At 63.1% G+C, this 19,855-nt stretch carries 14 protein-coding genes and 1 tRNA gene; 6 read left to right on the top strand and 9 right to left on the bottom strand.

Annotated features, from left to right (window positions below):
- The first annotated feature begins 317 nt into the window (after positions 1-317).
- Both IPV69_RS08315 and IPV69_RS08320 read left to right on the top strand, forming a co-directional pair.
- Positions 318-2,714 carry a PDZ domain-containing protein gene (locus IPV69_RS08315; RefSeq protein WP_206294583.1) on the top strand — a complete coding sequence of 799 codons (2,397 nt, stop codon included), beginning with the start codon at positions 318-320 and terminating at the stop codon, positions 2,712-2,714.
- A 116-nt stretch (positions 2,715-2,830) separates the two neighbouring features.
- Positions 2,831-5,053 (top strand): alpha-amylase family protein, encoded by a 2,223-nt coding sequence (locus IPV69_RS08320; protein ID WP_206294585.1) that lies wholly within the window; start codon positions 2,831-2,833, stop codon positions 5,051-5,053.
- 327 nt (positions 5,054-5,380) lie between these two features.
- Here the strand turns inward: IPV69_RS08320 and IPV69_RS08325 are convergent.
- Positions 5,381-5,456, bottom strand: a tRNA-Pro gene (locus tag IPV69_RS08325).
- Positions 5,457-5,684: 228 nt separating this feature from the next.
- Positions 5,685-6,326: a thioredoxin family protein gene (locus tag IPV69_RS08330; protein ID WP_206294586.1), complete on the bottom strand. Its 642-nt coding sequence runs from the start codon at positions 6,324-6,326 to the stop codon at positions 5,685-5,687.
- Between the two features lie 109 nt (positions 6,327-6,435).
- Between IPV69_RS08330 and IPV69_RS08335 the strand changes: the two genes are divergently transcribed.
- From IPV69_RS08335 to IPV69_RS08350, 4 genes are all read left to right on the top strand, one after another.
- The gene (locus IPV69_RS08335) at positions 6,436-7,593 is read left to right on the top strand and encodes a glycerate kinase (RefSeq protein WP_206294588.1); all 1,158 of its coding nucleotides are present in this window, start codon (positions 6,436-6,438) and stop codon (positions 7,591-7,593) included.
- A 131-nt stretch (positions 7,594-7,724) separates the two neighbouring features.
- Complete coding sequence (locus tag IPV69_RS08340) at positions 7,725-8,564, top strand: MlaE family ABC transporter permease (protein WP_206294590.1); 840 nt, start codon at positions 7,725-7,727, stop codon at positions 8,562-8,564.
- Between the two features lie 78 nt (positions 8,565-8,642).
- Positions 8,643-9,473, top strand: a complete 831-nt coding sequence (locus IPV69_RS08345) for an ABC transporter ATP-binding protein (RefSeq protein ID WP_206294591.1) — start codon at positions 8,643-8,645, stop codon at positions 9,471-9,473.
- A 72-nt stretch (positions 9,474-9,545) separates the two neighbouring features.
- Positions 9,546-10,511, top strand: coding sequence for an MlaD family protein (locus IPV69_RS08350; RefSeq protein ID WP_206294592.1), 966 nt, complete (start codon positions 9,546-9,548; stop codon positions 10,509-10,511).
- Between the two features lie 44 nt (positions 10,512-10,555).
- On the opposite strand, the gene tadA is transcribed toward IPV69_RS08350, so the two are convergent.
- From tadA to IPV69_RS08385, 7 genes are all read right to left on the bottom strand, one after another.
- Complete coding sequence (gene tadA / locus IPV69_RS08355; RefSeq protein WP_241179977.1) at positions 10,556-11,053, bottom strand: tRNA adenosine(34) deaminase TadA; 498 nt, start codon at positions 11,051-11,053, stop codon at positions 10,556-10,558.
- Between the two features lie 110 nt (positions 11,054-11,163).
- Complete coding sequence (locus IPV69_RS08360; protein ID WP_206294593.1) at positions 11,164-12,237, bottom strand: retropepsin-like aspartic protease family protein; 1,074 nt, start codon at positions 12,235-12,237, stop codon at positions 11,164-11,166.
- A gap of 276 nt (positions 12,238-12,513) precedes the next feature.
- Positions 12,514-14,298 carry an HlyD family efflux transporter periplasmic adaptor subunit gene (locus IPV69_RS08365; protein ID WP_206294594.1) on the bottom strand — a complete coding sequence of 595 codons (1,785 nt, stop codon included), beginning with the start codon at positions 14,296-14,298 and terminating at the stop codon, positions 12,514-12,516.
- 140 nt (positions 14,299-14,438) lie between these two features.
- The gene (locus tag IPV69_RS08370) at positions 14,439-16,406 is read right to left on the bottom strand and encodes a TolC family protein (RefSeq protein ID WP_206294595.1); all 1,968 of its coding nucleotides are present in this window, start codon (positions 16,404-16,406) and stop codon (positions 14,439-14,441) included.
- A gap of 225 nt (positions 16,407-16,631) precedes the next feature.
- Entirely contained in the window at positions 16,632-17,642 is a 1,011-nt protein-coding gene (locus tag IPV69_RS08375) for an FIG domain-containing protein (protein WP_206294596.1), read from the bottom strand.
- A gap of 123 nt (positions 17,643-17,765) precedes the next feature.
- Entirely contained in the window at positions 17,766-19,229 is a 1,464-nt protein-coding gene (locus IPV69_RS08380) for a galactokinase (protein WP_206294598.1), read from the bottom strand.
- A gap of 47 nt (positions 19,230-19,276) precedes the next feature.
- On the bottom strand, positions 19,277-19,831 hold the full coding sequence (locus tag IPV69_RS08385) for a hypothetical protein (protein ID WP_206294599.1): 555 nt from the start codon (positions 19,829-19,831) through the stop codon (positions 19,277-19,279).
- Between the last annotated feature and the right edge of the window lie 24 nt (positions 19,832-19,855).

Genomic DNA, 19,855 nt, shown 5'->3' on the forward strand with positions numbered 1-19,855 from the left:
TCCCTTCGTAAGTGGCCAATTGCTGTGACCGTTCACGTGGCCAAGCATTGGGCAAGCCCTCAGAACCTACCGTCAGCAATCTGACGACGGCGGCCAAAGCAATTCATGCCCAGCCAACGGTTGACGACCTGATCGCCGTCAATCCATTCAATGAGCTTGCAATTATGGTCGCTGAACCGGCAAGCTGACCGACGCCGCCACGCAGGACTTCGCTTTGGGCGATGATGGATCGACCCTTTCACCCTAACGCCTGCTCGAACTTCGAGGCAGCGACTTTTTCGCTTGCTGTGGTCGCCTGCCCGCACAATCATCCCACCATGGCTATCAAGGGATTCCACTTCGCCGCTTTTGCGCTCCTTCTGTTTAGTCGCCTCGCCATGGCCGCGGATGTGTACGTCGCGCCGGATGGCAGAGACGACGCTCCGGGAACAAAGCAGCTCCCGCTTCGCACACTTTCGGCGGCTCAGCGCGCCATCCGGACGGCGGTTGAGAACGGGCCGCGTACCGTGCACATTGCCGGCGGAACCTACTATCTGGCCGAGCCACTGGTGCTGACGTCTGCGGATTCCGGCACGGAACAGTCGCCAATCATTTGGAAAGGGGACGAAGGCCAGGAAGTCGTGCTGAGCGGCTCGAAGCGATTCGAATCCCTGCAGTGGAAGCCGTACAAGGGGGAGATCGTTCAGGCTGAATTGCCCGCCGACGCGGAAGTGGACGCGCTCTTCGTGAACGGCGAGCAGCAGGTTTTGTCGCGGTATCCGAACTTCGATCCGAACGTCACGATTTACAACGGCTACAGCCCCCAGGTCCTCAGCAGGGAACGGGTCGCCCGCTGGTCCGACCCAGCCGGCGGGTTTATGCATGCGATGCACCCCGGCCAATGGGGCGGATTCCATTATCGCTTGGTCGGCAAGGACGATCAGGGCCAGATCAAGATGGAAGGCGGCTGGCAGGGCAACCGCCCGGCCCAGCCTCACGCGACTTTTCGCTACGTCAACAACATCTTCGAAGAGCTTGATGCGCCGCATGAATGGTTCTTCCAGCCGCGCACGCACGTGCTCTATTTCTATCCGCCGGCCGGAATGGACCTGGCAAAGGCCCGCGTCGAGGGTGCGCGGCTGCGGCATCTGATCGAGTTCCGTGGGAGTGAAGGCACGCCCGTCAAATGGGTCACCTTCCGCGGCCTGACACTCCGCCATACCGCCCCCACGTTCATGGAGACGCGCGAGCCGCTGCTCCGCGGCGACTGGACCGTCTATCGCGGCGGAGCCGTAGTCTTCGCCGGCGCGGAGGATTGCGCGATCGAGAATTCTTTCCTCGACCAACTCGGCGGCAATGGAGTCTTTTTAGACGGCTACAACCGGCGCGTCGCGGTGCGCGGATGCCGGATTGACGGCAACGGAGCGAGCGGCGTGCTGATGGTCGGCCGCCCGGATGCGGTCCGCAGCCCGCTGTTTCGCTATGAGCAGCGGCAAGTGTTTGAGCAGATGGACCACACGCCCGGCCCCAAGTCGCATAACTATCCCGCGGACTGCCTTGTAGAAGAATGCCTGATCACCAGGATCGGCCGGATCGAGAAGCAGGCGGCGGGCGTGGGAATCGACATCGCCAGCCGGATCACCGTACGACATTGCAGCATCTACGATGTCCCTCGCGCCGGCATCAACATCGGCGACGGATGTTTCGGCGGGCACATCATCGAACACTGCGACATCTTCGACACTGTCAAGGAAACCGGCGATCATGGCTCCTTTAACTCCTGGGGCCGGGATCGCTACTGGCTTCCCAATCGGGGCGAAGTGGACAAACTCGTCGCCGCACATCCCGGCATTCACCTCTGGGACGCGGTCGAGCCGGTCATCCTCCGCAACAATCGCTGGCGCTGCGATCACGGCTGGGATATCGACCTCGACGACGGCACAAGCAACTTCCACATCTACAACAACCTCTGCCTCGCTGGCGGGATCAAGAACCGTGAAGGCTACGGCCGCGTCGTCGAGAACAACATCATGGCGGGGAACACCTTCCACCCCCACGTCTGGTTCAACGACAGCGGCGACATCTTCCGCCGAAACATCGTCTTCACCGCGTACAAGCCGATCGGAATGCCTAAGACGTGGGGCAAGGAAATCGATTTCAACCTGCTGCACGACCCCGGCAGAAGGGATTCCGCCCCGGCCACGGCGCTGCAATCGACATCAAATCAGGACTCGCACTCGATCACTGCCGACGCCCAATTCGTCGATCCTGCTAAAGGCGATTTCACCGTCCGAGACGGGTCCTCCGCCCTTGCGCTTGGCTTCAAGAATTTCTCTATGACCGATTTCGGCGTTACTCGCCCCGCCTTGAAGTCGCTCGCCAGGACACCCAGCTTCGGCCCCACCGGCCAGGAGCGATCCCGCCGCAGCGCGGCGGTCGTTACGTGGCTCGGCGCCACCGTCCGTAACATCGTCGGCAATGGCGAAGTGTCCGCCCACGGCCTGAACGGCGAAGCCGGCGTCCTGGTGTTGCAGGTTCCCTCAGACTCGGCGTTGGCGAAGGCGGGCTTGAAGAAGGACGACGTGATCCTCAGCGTGGACGGACAGAAAGTGGGAGACGCCGGGCAATTGAGCAAGTTGAGCGGAATGCTCACGAAGAAGCCGAGATATGACGTTTTGGTCTGGCGAAACCAAAGCGAGACAACACTGACAGTATCAGGGAATGAAAAGGAATGATGCTGCCGCTCTAACGTAGCAGTAACGCAGGCATGACCGTGAACGAGAACAGATCGCCACAGTTTTAGGGGACGGGCCGGCGCTGACACGCGGATTGCACGTAGGAGTGAAACGGCATGTTTCGACACTGGCTTATCAGGTGCTTCATTGTGATCGGGCTCTCGTCGGCCGAAGCCGCGGACCCGCCCGCACGCGCCGCGACGTCGACTGGGTCCGATCAGGTCTTTCAGCTCGACAACGCGCACCTTAGCCGCTCGGTCGGCGTCAGCGCCGGGCATCTTGTGACCCGGCGCGTCGCGAACAAGCGATCGGGCAAAGAGATGTCGCCCGCGGGCGAGGAGTTTCGCCTGCGGATCTCCAAGGGCGTGGACTCGACAGACCCCGACACACTGTTGACCTCCGCCGACTTTGAGGTCCAGCGCTTATCGGGCACGGCGGGTGAGATCGTGGCCCAGCTGTGGAACGAACGACACGCGTTGCAGGTGACTGTTCACTACACCCTGGGGGCGGGGAAGTTCTACGGTCACAAGCGGTTGGTGGTGACGGCGAAGGAGCTGTGCACCCTCGAGCTCGTGGATGTCGAGTCGCTCCCATGTGCCGACGCCTACGCGCCGTACCGCGCAAAGGACATGATGTGGACGGTCGGCAGGTTTCTGCCGGCCCTCGGCCAGCCGATCTACACGACCACGTCGGCGATGTTCTGGGGCGTCGAGTTCCCGGCCTGCTGGAACCGGGTCGAGGATGGAACGATTCGATGCGGTTACCAGCCGGGCGTGGACCTGCGGCCGGGCGTGCCTTACACGACCCACCTCGCCGTGTTCGGGGCGGGCGACGACCCGGCTTTCGTCAAGGACGCGTTCCTCGACTACATCGACCAGGTCCGGGCCACCCCGGTCGAGCTGAAGGTTCAATATAACTCGTGGTTCGATTTCGGCGGCGGCGTCACGCAGAAGAAGTTGCTGGAGTCGCTGGAGACCCTCCACACCGAGCTGGTCGTCAAGCGCGGCTGCCGACCGCTCGACGTGTACACGATCGACGACGGCTGGCAAAACTCCCGCCCGCCGCGCTCCCCGTTGGCCGACTGGAGCACCGGCCTGTTCCAGGTTAACGACAAGGGGTTCGACGCGGACCTCAAGGGGGCACGTAAGGCGATCGAGGCCAAGGGGTCGGCCATGGGGATCTGGGCCAGCCCGGCGTGCATCTTCGGCGCCCGGGCGAACATCGATGTGCTGGAGAAGTCGGGGTTCGACGTACTCGTCGGCGGCAAGTCGGCGAAGTCGGGCACGACCCGCAAGGCGATGTCGATGACCGGGCCGAAGTACCTGGACCTGCTCGAACGGCGCCTTCTGGAGCTCGTCGACGCGGGCGCCATCTACTACAAGCTCGACGGTATCTTCGGCGATCTGACCTGCCGATACTTCGAGACGCTGCCCGGCCGCGGCGCACCGGTCGTCGGCCGCCTGTTCTCAGCCGGCATGCTGGCGGACGATCCCGCACTGAACGACCCGAAGTTCGACGAGACCAAGCGGTACTACATCAATGCGGCCACCGAGCGTCTCGTCGCCATCTTCGACAAGATGCACCGCAAGAACCCGCGCGTCCGAATCCTGTGCCACAACGGTGCCACGATCAGCCCGTGGTGGCTGATGCACTCGGACGTCCTCAGCCTGGTCAACTCCCGCGACGGTGCACCAGGTGACCGGCGCGAACAGATGTGCTACCGCGACGCGCTGTACTACCAGCTCACGGAAGGCGACCGGAGCCAGGTGCCGCTCTGCAGCTTCTTCAACCACGAGCCGGCGAAGGACGCCAGCCGGTTCGGCGACAAGTCGCCCGAGGAGTTCCGAAACTATCTCCTGATGGCGCTCTCGCGGGGGACGACCACCGTCGAGACGTACTTTGTCGTCAACGCACTCTCGGCCAAGGATTTTGACGTGATCGCGGACGGCCTGAAGTGGCTCTACCACGTGAGCCCCGCGTTCAAGCGGTCGCGCATGCACGGTGGCAGCCCGATCGGCCGGCTCGGCCCGGGCGACGGCCAGCTGTCGACGAAGAACGTCAATCTGGACGAGTCGGGGGAGGTCTACGGGTACACCGGTTGGACTGAGTCGCTGGGTTACGTGTCGATCCACAACCCGAGCGCGATGGCACGCACTTACAGCTTCCGGCTCGACCGCAAGTTCGGGCTGGTCCACGGCAGCGGACCATTCGCCGCCTCGCTAGTCGCGGGACGAGGCCCGGACGAAAAGCAGCGGGAGTGGGCGTACGGCGATATCGTGACGGTTGAGATCCCGCCGCGCGGCGTGATCGTGATGAACTTCGACGCCGTACAAAAGTGACCACCGCCGGCCGGACAACGCCGAGCGAAGCTATCGAACGGCACTGCTAGAGGGAGGTCCGAATGCACAGTTCGCGCTTGACCTTGTCCACCTGCTGGCCCGAGGTGGACAGACCGGACACTGGATCGAGGTGGCAGCGACGCTCCATCTACCTCCCGGCGACGAGACGTTTACGAAGATCGAACAGTCCCAAACGGTCCCAAACCCGACGCCCCAATCCTGAGATTTCCACCGTTGGCACTTCCTACAATCCCAAAGTCGCCACTGCGGCATGACAACGAAAAACCCCGGCGTTCTAAGCCGGGGTTTTTCCATCACTTACGCGAGTCGGGGCGACAAGATTTGAACTTGCGACCTCTAGACCCCCAGTCTAGCGCTCTAAACCAAGCTGAGCTACGCCCCGTAGCCTGCCTCACGCCCTTTTGGGCGAGGGGTAGAGCATATCTCACCTGAACCTCCGAAGCAACTGACGTCGACTCCTTCGGAAAACTGCAAAACCGTTGGGCACCTGGGTGACTGCCAATCGATGTACGCGCGTTGCGGTCTTCGTGCGGTGGCGCGACCACGGGTGACCGTGGCGACGGAACTGGGGCGTCTCGTCGGCGGCATGGCTGCCCCGCCGGCGGCGAGCCTACACCAAGTCGCAGGCCTCGGGAGGCATCCACTTGTGGGGCTTGCCCTTCCACTTGACGTTGCAGCCGATGGGGTTGGTGACGGCGACGGCCGGCTGTTTGCCAGCCAGCAGTGCGTCAACGGCATCGGCCAGCTCGTGCGTCTTTTCGGTGCCCGGGTTTCGCGGGTTGTCGTCCATGCGGCCGGTGTAGCGTAATCGCCAGACGGGTGGCTTCGATCCGCCGTCCGGTGGGCTGTCGGATGCGACGCCTGGACCCGGGGAGTCCTTTGTGAAGACGTAGTAGTGCGGCGTTCGCAGTGCGCCGTAAGCGAGCGCGACGGCCTGGGTGTCGTCGCGAGCGTAGGCGAACGGGAACTGCTTTTCACGGGCCCGCTCGACCATGTGTTCGAACGAGTCGGTCGGATGGTCGTCGGTCTCATTCGAATTGATCGCAATCATTCGCACGCCCTGCGAGGCATAGCGGCGGGCGAAGGCGATCATGCGGTCTTCGCTGCCGATGACGTACGGGCAGTGATTACAACTGAACACGACGACCAGCGCAGTGGCGTCGGCGAAACTCGCCAGCGTGTAGTGGCGGCCATCGGTGCCGGGAAGGTCGAAATCAGGAGCGGCATCGTTGATCGCGAGTGTGAAGGCCATACAAATCCCTTGAGCGAAGTTGGAGGCGGCGTGCGCGGCGTATCGCGCCCGGCGACGCCGGCAGGACCGATTGCCGGCGGGCGTCGCTTGCCGCAGGATACGCGGCACTATGCGAATCGTCATCGCGCCGGACAAGTTCAAGGGGTCGCTCACGGCGCCGGCCGTCGCGGCGGCAGTAGCCGTTGGGGTACGGCGAAGTCTTCCCGATGCACAAATCGACCTCTGCCCGATCGCGGACGGCGGCGATGGTACCGTCGCGGCGCTGGTCGCGGCGACCGGTGGCCGCTTCGAGAGACGTCGAGTAACCGGGCCTTTGCCTGAGATGAAGGTCGATGCCGAGTTCGGCATCCTCGGGTCGGCCGGGGTCAATGCGACAGCCGAAGGCGGGATGGTCGCGGTCATCGAGATGGCCGCCGCCAGCGGACTGGCGCTGGTCTCCCCCGCCGACCGCGACCCAATGGCGACCACCACGTTCGGCACCGGGGAGTTGCTTGTGGAAGCCGCGAAACTGGGCTCGTCGCGGATCATCCTGGGCATCGGCGGGAGCGCCACGATCGATGCCGGCATCGGCTGCTGCCAGGCGTGCGGGCTACCGGTCATCCTCGCCGGCGGCGAGCCGCTTTCGCCGACCGAACCGCTCTGCGGCCGCGATCTGGAGCGCGTGGTGCTGATCAAACACGGCCGTGGGGCGCTGATCGAGCGGACGCGAATCACCGTCGCGTGCGACGTGACCAATCCGCTGACGGGCCCCGCCGGGGCGGCGGCGGTGTACGGGCCGCAAAAGGGAGCGTCGCCGGCCGAGGTGGCGTGGTTCGACCGGCAGCTTTCTGCACTGGCCGGACGCACCCAGAAAACTGCCGAGGCGGCGATGCCCGGTTCCGGCGCCGCCGGGGGTCTGGGATTTGCGCTCAGGGCGTATTTTCCGAACGCCGAGTTGCGGCCGGGCGTGGACATTGTGTTCGACGCGGTCGCGTTGCGCGATCGCCTGCGCGGCGCGGACCTCTGTATTACCGGGGAAGGCCGGCTGGATGACGGCAGCCTGCACGGCAAGGCACCGGTCGCGGTGGCGACGATGTGCCGGGAGATGGGCGTGCCGTGCGTCGCGGTCGTTGGGTCGGCGGATGTCGCCGCAGTAGCGAACGCTGCCTCGCTTTTTCGATCCGTGCTGCAGGTGCAGACGCCGGGGATGACCTTGGAACAGGCCGTGGCGACTAGTGAGTCGAGGCTCGCGGAGCTGGGGCAGACGGCGGCCAGTCTGTTGCGCTAAACACGGTCCTGCGACAGAGGGGAATCGGTACGCCGTAACGGCGGCTCGACAACCCAGCCGGCACTCGTTGTGGGTATTGAGAAATCGTCAGTTCCTTGTCCGCCATACTTAGCGCCCGTATCATCCGCCCGATGCCGATCAATCGCGTTGAGGCCCTCGGAAACCATACCCTCAGCGTCATAGCGAATCTTCTGGCCGCGTTCGGGCGCTTCTGCGACTTCGCGGGGCGTACCTTCGGGGGCGTTCTGCGTTCGGGCTTCCGCTGGAAGGGCCTGCGCCTGCTGGTGCCGCAGATGTTCGAGGTGGGCGTTCGCTCGGTTCCGGTGGTCGGAATCACCGGTGCCTTTATCGGCATGGTGATGGCGATCGAGTCGTACAACAGTTTCAAGCAGCTGGGCCAGGAGAGCCGGCTCGGCTCGGTGATTAATCTGTCGGTCGTCAAACAGATCGGCCCGGTGCTGGCGGCGATGATGCTCGCCGGGCGGGTGGGCGGCGCGCTGACCGCCGAACTGGGGACGATGAACGTCACCGAACAGCTCGACGCGATGCGGGTGATGGGGTCTGACCCGATTCGATACCTGGTGGTCCCCCGCTTTCTGGCCTGCGTGCTGCTCACGCCCATCCTGACCATTTACAGCGACCTGCTTGGTGTTGTCGGGGGTTACTTTATCAGCGTCAGCTACCTTGGCATCGCGTCGGGCCCTTACTGGCAGTATTCCGCCCAGGCCATCGAGAACTGGCAGATATTTGAGGGCATCTTCAAGAGTATTTTCTTCGGCGCCGCGATCGGACTGGTCAGTTGCTACAAGGGTTTCAACAGCGGTGCCGGTGCGAGCGGTGTCGGCAAGGCATGCACGGAAAGCTTTGTCGCGAGCTTTATCTCCATCATCGTCCTGAACTTTTTCTTCGCCCGGCTGTTGTCGGGTCTTTATTTCGGGTTGTACGGCAACCGCGGCGGCGTTTTCAGTTGAAGCAGATGCCTGTCGCACGACATGCGGCCACGGATCAGCTTCACATTCATCCTCCAGCGCGACTACGCTTAATCGACGATGGCCCTGATCGAGCTCAAGAATCTTCACAAGCGATTTGGATCACTGGTCGTGCTCGACGGCGTAAGTCTGTCCATTCCCGAGGGGCAGTCGATCGTCATCATCGGCGCCAGCGGCACGGGCAAGAGCGTGCTGCTCAAGCACATCGTCGGGTTGCTCAAGCCCGACAAGGGAGAGGTCTGGTTCGACGGTCAGCGGATCGACCTGATGACCGAACGAGAAGTGGACGTGGTCCGGGTGCAGATGGGTTTCCTTTTTCAGATGGGCGCGCTTTTCGATTCTTTGAGCGTCGAGGAGAACATTGCGTTCCCTCTGAACGAGCACTCGGGAAAGTCGGCGGCGGAGATCAGCCGTATTGTCGACGAGAAACTGAAGATGGTCGGTCTGCCGGAAACACGAAAGAAGATGCCGGCCCAGCTTTCGGGCGGCCAGAAGAAGCGGATCGCGCTGGCGCGGGCAATTGCGATGGACCCCCGTCTGATTCTCTACGACGAGCCCACGACGGGTCTCGACCCGATTCGCTCGGACGTGATCAACGAGCTGATTCTGAAGCTCAAGCGGGAAACGGCGGTTACGAGCATTACCGTGACCCACGACATGCATTCGGCGAGAAAGGTCGCCGACCGGATCGTGATGCTGCATCGCGGACGGATCATCTTCGACGGAACGCCTGAGGCGATGCAGGAATCGGCCGAGCCTTTGATCCGGAACTTCGTCCGCGGCGAAGCGGGCGAAGAGGATCTGGAGGCACTGGACATGGCCCCGCCAACGGCACAGCCCGAGCAGGCCGAGCCGACTCCGCCGGCGCAGAAACAGAAGCGCGCCGGATAGGCGTTGGCAGCTTTCAAGGATGAACAACTGCCGACCGGCGACCGGAGCGGCCTGGCCCGTGGAAAAGAAATCATGACCTCCCGATCCCGTAACATTCTTGTCGGCTCCGTTGTGCTGGTGGCGATCCTGTCGCTCGGTTGGATGATCCTCAAGTTCAGCGGTTCGTCGGTCGCAGCACTCATTTCCAAGGGCGAAACGATCCAGATCACCACCGAACGCGCCGACGGGGTATCGGACGGGTCTGCGGTGTACTACCTGGGTGTTCCCGTCGGCCAGGCCACGGGTGTCAAACTTCTGCCGGACAACAGCGGGGTCGTCATTGACGCCTTGATCAGTGCCGACAAAACCGTCCCGGCGAATGTCATCGGCCGGATCAAGGCCGCGTCGAGCCTGAGCATGTCGGCGGGCATCTTCCTGGAGACGGTCGGTCCGCCTTCGGACAAGCGCCTGGCTGCCGGTGCCCAGATCAAGGCGATCAATCAGAACACCGGGCTGATTCCGCCGGAGTTCACTGATCTTGCCCGGAGCATTCGTGAGCAGCAGTTGATCGCGCATGTCGACGAGACCGTCATCGAGATGCGGAACCAGCTTCGCAACGCCGGGGTCGCGATCGATTCGTTCAACAAAATCGTCGGCGACCCGAAGGTCCGCGAAGACCTGTCGGCCGCCATCGCGAGCATTCGCACGACCAGCGAGAACCTCCAGAAGTTCACCGCGAAACTGGAAACTCTGTCGGGAGAAACCTCGCAGACCCTGTCGCAGGTGCGAACCACGCTGTCCGATGGCGGTAAACGCGTGGACGAGCTGACGACCCAGGTCGGCAGTCGGCTGACACAGGTGGGTGAACTGCTCGACAAGTTCAACGCGATCGCGACACGCATCGACAAGGGCGAGGGAACAGCCGGTGCACTGGTGAACGACCCGCGGCTCTATGAGAGCCTGGTGGACACCAGCAAGACACTGAACCTGACCATCGCCGACCTCCGACGGCTCGTGGAGCAGTGGGAGCAGGAAGGGTTCACGCTCAAGTTGAAGTAGCCTGCTTGAAGAGGCCGGGCGGGAGCGGGCCGTGGGGTTGGCGTTCAGCGTCTTCGGCCGTTCTGTCCACGGGCCCTGCGTTCACGAAAGAACTCGCGCAGGACATCGGCGCACTCGACAGCCAACACCCCGGCGACCACCTGCACCTGGTGGTTCAACCTTTCGTCCCCGCACAACGTGTAGAGAGATTTCACCGCTCCGGCCTTGGCGTCGTCGCAGCCGTACACGACGCGGGGCAGACGGGCGTTGACCATCGCGCCCGCGCACATGGGGCAGGGTTCCAGCGTGACGTAGAGCGTGCAGTCGAGGATCCGCCAGTGGCCAATCGACCGACCGGCGCCTTTCAGTGCGAGGATCTCAGCGTGTGCGGTGGGGTCGTGGTCGGTTTCGCGGCGGTTGCGGCCGCGCCCGATGATGGTGGCCGTGGGCTCGTGGACCACCACCGCACCGATGGGCACCTCGCCTTCGGCGGCGGCGAGAACTGCCTCGGCCAGCGCCTCGCGCATCCAGCGTTCATCGGGTTGAGGGGCTGCGATGTCCAAGATGTGATGCGTATCCGCGGGACGCCAACCGCGTCGCGGTAGGCGTCCTGCGTCGGGGCCCACGTCACTACCGTGGGAGTTTTCATGCACGGTCGGCCGCACCGAGCCGACTACTTCTTCTTCCCGTCATCGATGCGGGACAGGTGCAGTTCTTCCTTACCGATGTCGATCTTGTACGAGAACGCGTTGAGGAACGACCCACCCAGCAGCGGTTCTGCCGCGACCAGTTCGGCCGGCAACACGGCACACTCGACATCCTTGAGCTCGAACGTTCCGACCCGGACGCTCTTGAGCTTCGTCAACTTGCCGTCGACAAGCTTGCCGTCGGCCAGTTGCATGGTGACGGTCGGATCGTCCTTGCCGGGAATCAGTTCCATCGCCTTGGCGAGGCTGGCGGGAATGCACACGTAGCTGGCGCCGCTGTCGACGACCATTTTGCGAACGGTCGATCCGTTGAGCGTGACATCGACCGTGGGCACCTTGCCCTCGAACGTGAGCTTGATGTTTTCGGCAAAGATCGGGGTGCGCCAGCGCTTCAGCAGGGCGTAGCGGCCGGTGAAGTCCGGCGAGGGTCCGAGCTTGGCCTTCTCGGCCGTCAGCTTCTTGGCCAGTTCTTCGTCCTTGGCGAGCGCCGCGTACCCGGCGGAGATGGCATCGGCCTTGGCGGCCATATCGACCACGCCGTTGATGTACTTGGTCCGCGCCTCGTCACCGATCTTGGCCAGTTCCTTTTCCTGCTCGTCCTTGTACTTCATCGCGTCGCGCATGTGACCGTCGAGGGTCTGGATCTTGGCGACGATCTGGTTGTTCTGAAACGCGTCGGTCACCTTGGCGAGCTTCTCAAGCTCTGCGCGGCGGGCGGCATCGGCCTGGGCAAAAACCGTCTTGGCCTTGTTGATCTGTACGTTCACCTTGTCGCGGGAACGTTGCTCGGCGACCATCTTCGCGTTCAACGCGGCCAGTTCCTTCATTCCGTCGGCCAGCTCGGCCTCGGCTTTCAGCAGGTACAGCGCACCGGTCTTGTTCAGGTCATTGGGTGTGTAGGCGGGCTTGGTCGATGGAGCGGCCGCTGGTGCAGTCGCGTCGGCAGCCCAGACCGATGTCAGCCCTGCCGACACCAAGAGCCCGCCGGCAACTACCACGACCGAACGGAACACCGTCTTCATCGCGAAACGCTTGCTCATCGACTGCTCCAGAAATGCTGCTCGGCTGACGGCGGCTGCACAACGCAAGGTTGACCCCCGACCGTTGCAACTGACCGCAGGATGGTTCCCCGCGAATTGATGCGCGTCATCCGAGTGGGCGACAGCCTACCCAAGGACGAACCTTGGTTCAATCGCAAAACGGAGGGGCCTGAACGCCGGATGCGGGCATTCCGGGTGCTGGCATCGCGGGTGCGAACGCTGACGTGCCCCGTCCCTGTGCGGGCTTATCACTAAAGCTCAAAACGACACCGAAGTTCAATCCGTCGGCTTTGGCGATGCGTTCTTCAACGGCTTGGCGGGTGCATCAATCGACGAGACGCTCTTCCCGCCCGACGCTCCGCCTTCGGGCCGTGGCCGGCCGGTTCCGGGGCGGCGGTTTGACGTTCCACTCTTGCCGGACCCAGAGCCATTTCCGGTACCAGGAGTCGCTTCCGGTCCGCCACCAGAAGGCGGGTGCAGTGCGTCACCGGGGGCTTTCTCGGGCTTACGCACCGCCGGCTCGTCCTCGACGCGCGGGCGAATGCCGTTCTTTTCTAGCAGGTCGCGGCCCTGTCCGGCCTGGAGCAACAGCACATGCGCACCGGGCTGCACCCCGTCGGCGATCACCACGTGCGTTTCGTTGGCAACCCCGATTGACACCTTCTTCGGCTTGACGCTCTGGCCATCGGCGGCCTTCTCGAACACGTAGGTGTCCGGACCGGCCGAGTAGATTGACGCCAGCGGAACGACGTTCGCGTTCTGAATGCTGTCGACGAGGATTTCGACACTCACGCCGATACCCGGCTTCAGATTGGGCGGCGTCCAATCCAGCGCGAGTTCGACGGGATACTCGCGGGTATCGGGGCTGAAGTAGCGGGAACTCGAGTCTGAAACCGGGCTGATACGGGTGACCGATGCGCCGATCGGCTCGCGAATGCCCGTTACCCGAACGACCGCGCGCTGCGACGTTGTCAGCCGGATGACCTGGCTCTCGTTGATACGCACGACCGCCTTCATGGACGACGTGTCGGGAAGCCGCAGCATGACCTGCCGCTCGCGGACCTGGGCGCCTTCCTGCATCGGCTGTCCGCCGTCACGGCTGCTGGTGTTGTTGTAAACCACCAGTCCGGATTGAGGTGCCTTGATCGTGCAGTATTCCAACTGTTCCTGGTAGCGGGCCAAGCGCCGTTCCATGATCTTCTTGGCGGTCTCTTGGGTTTCCAGCGCGGTCTCGGCCTTGGTGAGATTGTTCTGGTTTTCAACCTTCGTGCGGGCGAGCTTCTGCTCCGCCTGCTTCAGGTAGCTCTGCTTCCCCGCCAGCGTCATGGGATGGGTGTACTTCGACAGGACGGTCAGCGCGCCCTGCGCCTTTGAAACGTCGTTGCGCACCGTTTCCAGATCCAGCTCGGCGGCCTTCACGTCCGCGAGATTGACAAAGCTCTTCGTATAGAGCTCTTTGATCTGCTTGAAGTCGTCTTCCTTGTTGGCCAGTTTGATCTGGGCCATCTTCAGGGCAATCTCGGCGGCGTAGAGGTCCTGTGGGTAGGTGCCGTCCACATACTGCTGGATGGCGAGCTTTCCGAGCTGCACGTCAACCGTGCCGGCTTCCAGGTTTGCGTCGTTCTGGCTCTTCTGGATCGCCAAGGTGTTTCGGGCGGCGGCAACATCCGACTCGGCGCGCTGCAATTCCAGGGTGGTATCTTCAATCTTCTGGCGGATCGCCGAGCTGTCGAGTTCCACCAGGACGTCGCCCGCATTGACCGTAGCGCCTTCCTTCACGATCTGCACGATCGTTGCGATGGCTTCGACGTTCGAGAGGATCTCGATGCTGTTAAGCGCCTGAAGCTCCCCGTCCTTGAACACCTTCACCTGCATCTCGGTCGGCGTCACGGTGTAGAACTTGAAATCGGAGATGCCGCTCGAGGACGCGGGCAGGATGTAGGACCGGCCGTAATAAGCGCTGACGCCAACCACGGCCATCATTCCGAGGATGGTCACGGTGAGCCATTTACGACTGCGGTCCGGCATCGAGGCTTCTGAGGGAACGGCAAAAGTGGTCATGACGGTCTACTACGTTTGGGGCCGGCCGGCGTTCGGGCAGATTCGCCCCTGGCCGGCGTGCTCTGATGTTCTTGGCCAGCGAATCGAAATGATACCAGCGGCCGGCATCGCCGCAGACTCCAATGCTATCTCTACCAGTGTCACGGCTTTGTGTTCGAAGTACGTGCCGTCGACAGATCGGGCCGGCGACGGTCCAGCGCCCTTCCCAGCGCACCAGTCTCGGGATCGACGCGCAGCGTGCCCGTCTGGCGTAAAAACTGGAGCACCTGGACCTGAAGATCGGCGCGGGCTCGTTCGAACGCATCTTGCGCCCTGATCAGGGCTTGCTGCGCTTCGACGACGTCGCGGGCGTTGGTCTCTCCCCGCTTGAGCAGCAGGTTCGCGTTATCCAGGCGTCGCTGGGCCAACTCGGTGCTCCGCTTCTGGATCGCCAGCGCCACCCGGCTGGACTGGATCGCCCGGGCCGCGGAACGAACGTCGGCGGCGACACGATCGGCGAGGTCTTCGAACTGTCGCTGGGCCTGGTGAAATGAGACCAATGCCCTGCGGTAGACATTCCGCTCTGCGACCCGGTCCACCGGCAGATCCAGGTTCAATCCGCCGGAGTACCTCAGTGTGCGGCTGTCGATATCGCGGCCGGGCGTGTTGTCGCGATTGCCGATCTCGCCGCGGGCGACCACCGACAGGTCCGGCAGCAGTCCGTTTTCGGCGTTGGCAACCCGCCGCCGGGCGTCGTCGATGCGATCCCGGGCAGTCTGCAGATCGAGGCGGAACCGATTGGCGACTTCGATCAGGTCATAGCCTTCCAACTCCGGGATGTTCACTTCCAGCGCGACCGGGATGATGTCCACATCCTGCCGCACGTCCATGCCCAGGAGCAGCTTAAAGTCATCAAGATCATTGAGATACGCCTCCTGAGCGTCGATCAGGCTGTTCTGGGCGTCCAGTAGCTGTTGCTCGGAACGCTGCACTTCCAGGAAGGTCAACCGAAGGGTACGCCCACCCGCCACCGCGCCGCCGCCACCCAGATTCGCTGCGTAAATCGCCCGCGTTCTGTCGAGCAGGCTCTGGGAGTTCTTCAGATTCGTTCGCCGGTTGTTGACCGACTGGTACGACGCGAGAAGCCGGAAATAAGCGTCGGAGACACTGATGACAAACACCCGGCGGAACTCTTCGAAGGTCCGCACTTGGTAAACGACATCCCGCTCGGACGAGATCAGCGCTTCGAGGTTGACCATCCCCGCCCCACGGAGCAGCGGCACGCTTCCCGAAAGCACCAGCGAGGCGTTTTCACCGTCGTCCACATTGCCATCGAGTGCGTTCACAAAGCTGACCAGCGTTTGCGCGACGATCTCGCCGCCGTAAGGCAATCGCTGTCGCACGCCGGCGTTCATTGTCGCGGTGAGCGCCGAGTTGTAGTTGGCGTCGTTCTGGCCGCCGCTGTAGAGCAGGCTTCCACCGACGAACGGCCGTGGAGACAGCAGGTGCCGCTCCAAGGTCACGTCCAGGGCGGCCAGGTAAAGGTCGTCCATCTGGTTGCGATAGGACCGGCTGTGGCGGACGGCGTATCGGAGTGATTCAAAAAGGTCCAGTTCGATCGGTTTGTTGCGGGGCGCGACCGGTCCGTATCGCAGCCGGCGTTCGCTCCAGCGGCTGGCCATGTCCACGGCGAACGGGTCCATCTTGACGTTTGACCCGTCGTCAATCTCGTCGATAAAGGGCCCGAGCGGACCCCACTGAGCGACCTCAGGGGTGATGTCCAACGCCGGCGCGGCCATCGGGGGCAGAGGCGTGGTGGGAATCCTGGAATAGGCACGCGACGGGACCGGCCCGGGTTTCTCGTCGCCCTGCGGGGGTGCCCCTTCGACCGCGTCGATTGTCGGCTGGTTTTGGCCTGCCAAACCCGGCGACGGCTTGATCACCGGCTCGGAGACGGTCTGCGGGTCGTAGCCCAATGCCTGCTGCTTGCGGTCTTCCAGGATTCGATAGACATCCCGGTCGGCCGAGTTCCGGTACGCGTCGCCACAGCCCCCGGCCAGCAGTGAAACCGACAAGACCGCCGCCCCGCCGATCAAGCAGGTCACGACGAGTACAATGGAATTGTTCACGCGAATTGAAAAGTCCAACACCTGCTCCGTCCGTCAGCGAACCTGCGCCGTGGCAATCCCCGTACGGCCTCCTGCCACGGTTATATCCCTTTATCGAGCGTTCTTACGCGGCCGGATGAAAAACGTTTGCATCGGCAACTCCGTACCGCGCTCTTAGAACGAACGAAACCGACCGATTGGCTGTCGCAGAGAAATGCACTTTCCGGAAATAGGGCTGGCAAATGGTCACCGAACGCCTCGTTCGCCAAGAAAACGTGTGAGCAAAGGCTCGATCTTCCGCTGCAACGTCGCGTTGGCATAAACCGCCCAGGCCAGACCCGTTGTCGTGTCCAGCGGCCCGTCGAGCGGTCGCCCCAGTCCGTCCGTCACGATCACGCCCGCTTCCTCTGCGATCAGCAGCGTGGCGCAATCGTACGGGTGGCAGCAGAGTCCCTCGGGCTTTCCCGCAATGCGATAGTAATACGGCCGAAGGTCGGCATTGAACCGATCGTGGCCCACGATCGCCTCGTAAAACTGTCCGCCGGTCGAGATGTACTGGTCGTCGAACACCAGCGAGTTGTTGGTATCGGTTCCGCCGAGCAACTCTGAGGCGATGCGTTCCATCAGCTCGCCGGCAATCACCTTGGTACCGGGAAAGAAGTTGACGACCATCGCAAACCCATGGGCGATGCCGTCCGCCTGCGACGGATGGAACGCCAGCGGCTCGGCGACGCCCGAGCGAAGGTCGACCCGCTCAGCGACCGCGCCGTTGCCTTTGACCGCCCAGAGCACGTCCGCCAATCCCATTTTGCTGGTCGGAAGCTCGGTCATCACCGCCACTTCGATGTCGCGCAGCCGCGTTCCCGGCCCCTTGTTCGGCGCGACACCGGCCAGCGCCCAGGCCGATCGCTTGTCGTACATGATGCCGCGGGTGCCGTCGATCGGATCCACGATCACCCGTATCTCGGCGTCTTCCTGACGCGAGCCGAGCGGGAACGTCAGGTGTTCGACTTCCTTGCCGCTTTCGTCTTCAAGCCCTTCGGCGATAAGAACCAGCGGCGTAGTCTTCGACCACTCCTTGCAGAACTCCACCAGCACGGGCTCGACCACCGTATCGATCTGATAGATGGTGTCGGCGGTACTGCTGCGATTGACGGCGTGCAGATCCTTCGATTTGCGTGACTCGATCAGCAATGACCGAACGGTCGCCTGGAAGGACTTGAGACGGCGGACAATATCGTCTGCGTTTTTGAGCATGTTCGTGGCATGGACATGTAAGCATGTCCGTGTTCTTCGTCCGTGTTACTTGCCGTATCGCAAACACGGGCATGAGTACATGCCCATGCCACAAGAAAAGTCATCCGGCGGGCAGTGCCCGCCCTACACGATCGCCGACCCGGTCTGCCAGGCACCGTCGCTGCTGCCGGCGAACAGGGTCGGCGTCTTGCCCGTCTTGCCGGCGTAGTCGGCCATGGCCGACGCGATTGCCTTATCCTGAATGTCGCCCCGCTCGCAGAGCAACGCCACCGTTCCGCCCAGCCCGCCGCCGGTGATCCGGGCACCGTACAGACCCTGGCGTTCCCGCTGCCGCAGCAGCATCACCAGCAGGTCGGCTTCTTCCGAACCGAGCTTCGCGTCCATCATGTACGACTGATGGCTGGCGTACATCAGGTGGCCGGCCTTGTCGAGCGTCAGGCCGTAGTCGCGCGATCCGATGGCGGACGGGGCCATCCGGTTGGCCTCTTCCAGGAACTCGCTGAACTTTCGCACCCTTCGTGCCTCCAGCACATGGTGGTCGGCGGCGTGGACGATCTCGTAGGTTGTATCGGGGTGAACCCGGGTCGCCGTGTCGATCGTGGGACCATATTTGAGAAGGAATTCGCCGCCACGAATCTGGTCCGGAAGCCGCGAGCGGAAGATGCGCTTGTAGTCTTCAGGATCGAGGTTCGCGAGGTAGCCGTTGAGCGGGTCGGCGACCAGTTCGCGGCCGGCGGCGGCGCCGATGTGCTTCATCGTCGCCAGGATGATCTTGTGGGCCATGAACGCCGCGCAGCGGGTCTTGCCGTACTGCCCCCCGCCGACGCTGTGCCGCACGCCGGTGTCGATGCCGACGAAACGCATGTTCGGCGGCACCGCCAGCGGCGCGAGCAGTTCGTGCGGCTGGCACTTCATCCGGAGAAGCTGGCCAGAAAGGCCTGCCACGCTCGTCGCCTGGTCCATGATGCCGCAAGGTGCGCCGACCACGTCATTCTCCACCCGCTGGCACAGCGCGGCGAGGTCCATCGACAAGATCGAAGCGTCTCGCGAAATCCTAAGGTGATCGACCAGCACCGACATTGTCGCGACTTCGATCGCCGCCGACGAACTGACCCCCGCGCCCAGCGGCACCGTACTGAGCAAGGCAATGTTCAGACCTGCGACGGAAGGCTTGGCGAGATCGACCAACCCGGCGACGTGCAGCACATGCAGGCACCCGGCAAGGTACGCCGCCCATTGCCGTCCCGGCTCGGCGAACTCACGACGCAGGTCAGCGGTGGGCATCGCGGCCAGGGCGTCGAGGGGAATTCGCAGCGTGAACGGCTTGTGCTCGTCGAACAGATTGAACGAGAAGACCTGCACCTGCCGGTCGTCGCGCTCTTGAATCGCGACCGCCGCTGCCCGATCGAGCGGCATCTCGCAGACGAGCGACCCTGTGTAGTCGGCGATCCCGCCCATGACGTCGAGCCGGCCCGGAGCCCGGGCGATACGAACCGGCCGGGAGGGAGCGAAATCAACGGCAAGTTCGTCGCGCAGCCGGGCCAACAGTGCCGGGACGGGTTGCTGCGATAGGAGCGATAAAGACACGATGGTTGAGGCTTCCTTATGACGGGGCAATCAGGATAACTGGGCTATCAGGGCCGATTCCCCTTGGCCCTTCCGACGCCATCTTCTTCGATCTTCTTGCCCGGCGGCGGCTCGATGATCAGCTTATCGAAGAGACGACCGCCACCCTTCTGCTCGGGGCCGCCGGCGGTTTCGAAGCTGGCGGTCAGGACGAACTCGCGGCCTTCACTGATCTTGTCGTCGGCGAGTTGGAACGTATAGGCCCGCAGGGCAGGACTCCAGTGGGCTTCCTGTTCTTCCCGTGTCAGCAGTGTTCCCTTCCAGGGACCACCAAGACGCTGTCCGATCATGTTGGGGTTGTATTTCTTGTAACCCCAAAGTTCGAAGAGCATGGTCCCGTTGCCGCGGGTGGGCTCGTTATAAGAGTCCAGAAGCTCAACGACGGCCTCGACGCCGTCGGGCTTCTTGTCGCCGGTCCAGTCTTTCACCCGGGTAAAGGAAGGATGAATGCGAAGCTTCGCCGGGCCGAACTCTTCGGGCCGGGTGATTCCGGACGATTGCGAGCAACCCCCGGCGAACAGACCGAGACTCGCCAGGCACAAAACAGCAGACAAACGGCGCATACCGGGATGGTGAAGAAGAAGCCC

The sequence above is a fragment of the Humisphaera borealis genome (assembly GCF_015169395.1).
GTDB lineage: Bacteria > Planctomycetota > Phycisphaerae > Tepidisphaerales > Tepidisphaeraceae > Humisphaera > Humisphaera borealis.

Bases quoted from the DNA above. Each gene is read 5' to 3' on its own strand.
- IPV69_RS08335 (WP_206294588.1), top strand. From the start codon at position 6,436: ATGCGAATCGTCATCGCGCCGGACAAGTTCAAGGGGTCGCTCACGGCG.
- IPV69_RS08375 (WP_206294596.1), bottom strand. From the start codon at position 17,642: ATGCTCAAAAACGCAGACGATATTGTCCGCCGTCTCAAGTCCTTCCAG.
- IPV69_RS08330 (WP_206294586.1), bottom strand. From the start codon at position 6,326: ATGGCCTTCACACTCGCGATCAACGATGCCGCTCCTGATTTCGACCTT.
- IPV69_RS08385 (WP_206294599.1), bottom strand. From the start codon at position 19,831: ATGCGCCGTTTGTCTGCTGTTTTGTGCCTGGCGAGTCTCGGTCTGTTC.
- IPV69_RS08340 (WP_206294590.1), top strand. From the start codon at position 7,725: ATGCCGATCAATCGCGTTGAGGCCCTCGGAAACCATACCCTCAGCGTC.
- IPV69_RS08320 (WP_206294585.1), top strand. From the start codon at position 2,831: ATGTTTCGACACTGGCTTATCAGGTGCTTCATTGTGATCGGGCTCTCG.
- IPV69_RS08315 (WP_206294583.1), top strand. From the start codon at position 318: ATGGCTATCAAGGGATTCCACTTCGCCGCTTTTGCGCTCCTTCTGTTT.
- IPV69_RS08365 (WP_206294594.1), bottom strand. From the start codon at position 14,298: ATGACCACTTTTGCCGTTCCCTCAGAAGCCTCGATGCCGGACCGCAGT.
- IPV69_RS08360 (WP_206294593.1), bottom strand. From the start codon at position 12,237: ATGAGCAAGCGTTTCGCGATGAAGACGGTGTTCCGTTCGGTCGTGGTA.
- IPV69_RS08345 (WP_206294591.1), top strand. From the start codon at position 8,643: ATGGCCCTGATCGAGCTCAAGAATCTTCACAAGCGATTTGGATCACTG.
- IPV69_RS08350 (WP_206294592.1), top strand. From the start codon at position 9,546: ATGACCTCCCGATCCCGTAACATTCTTGTCGGCTCCGTTGTGCTGGTG.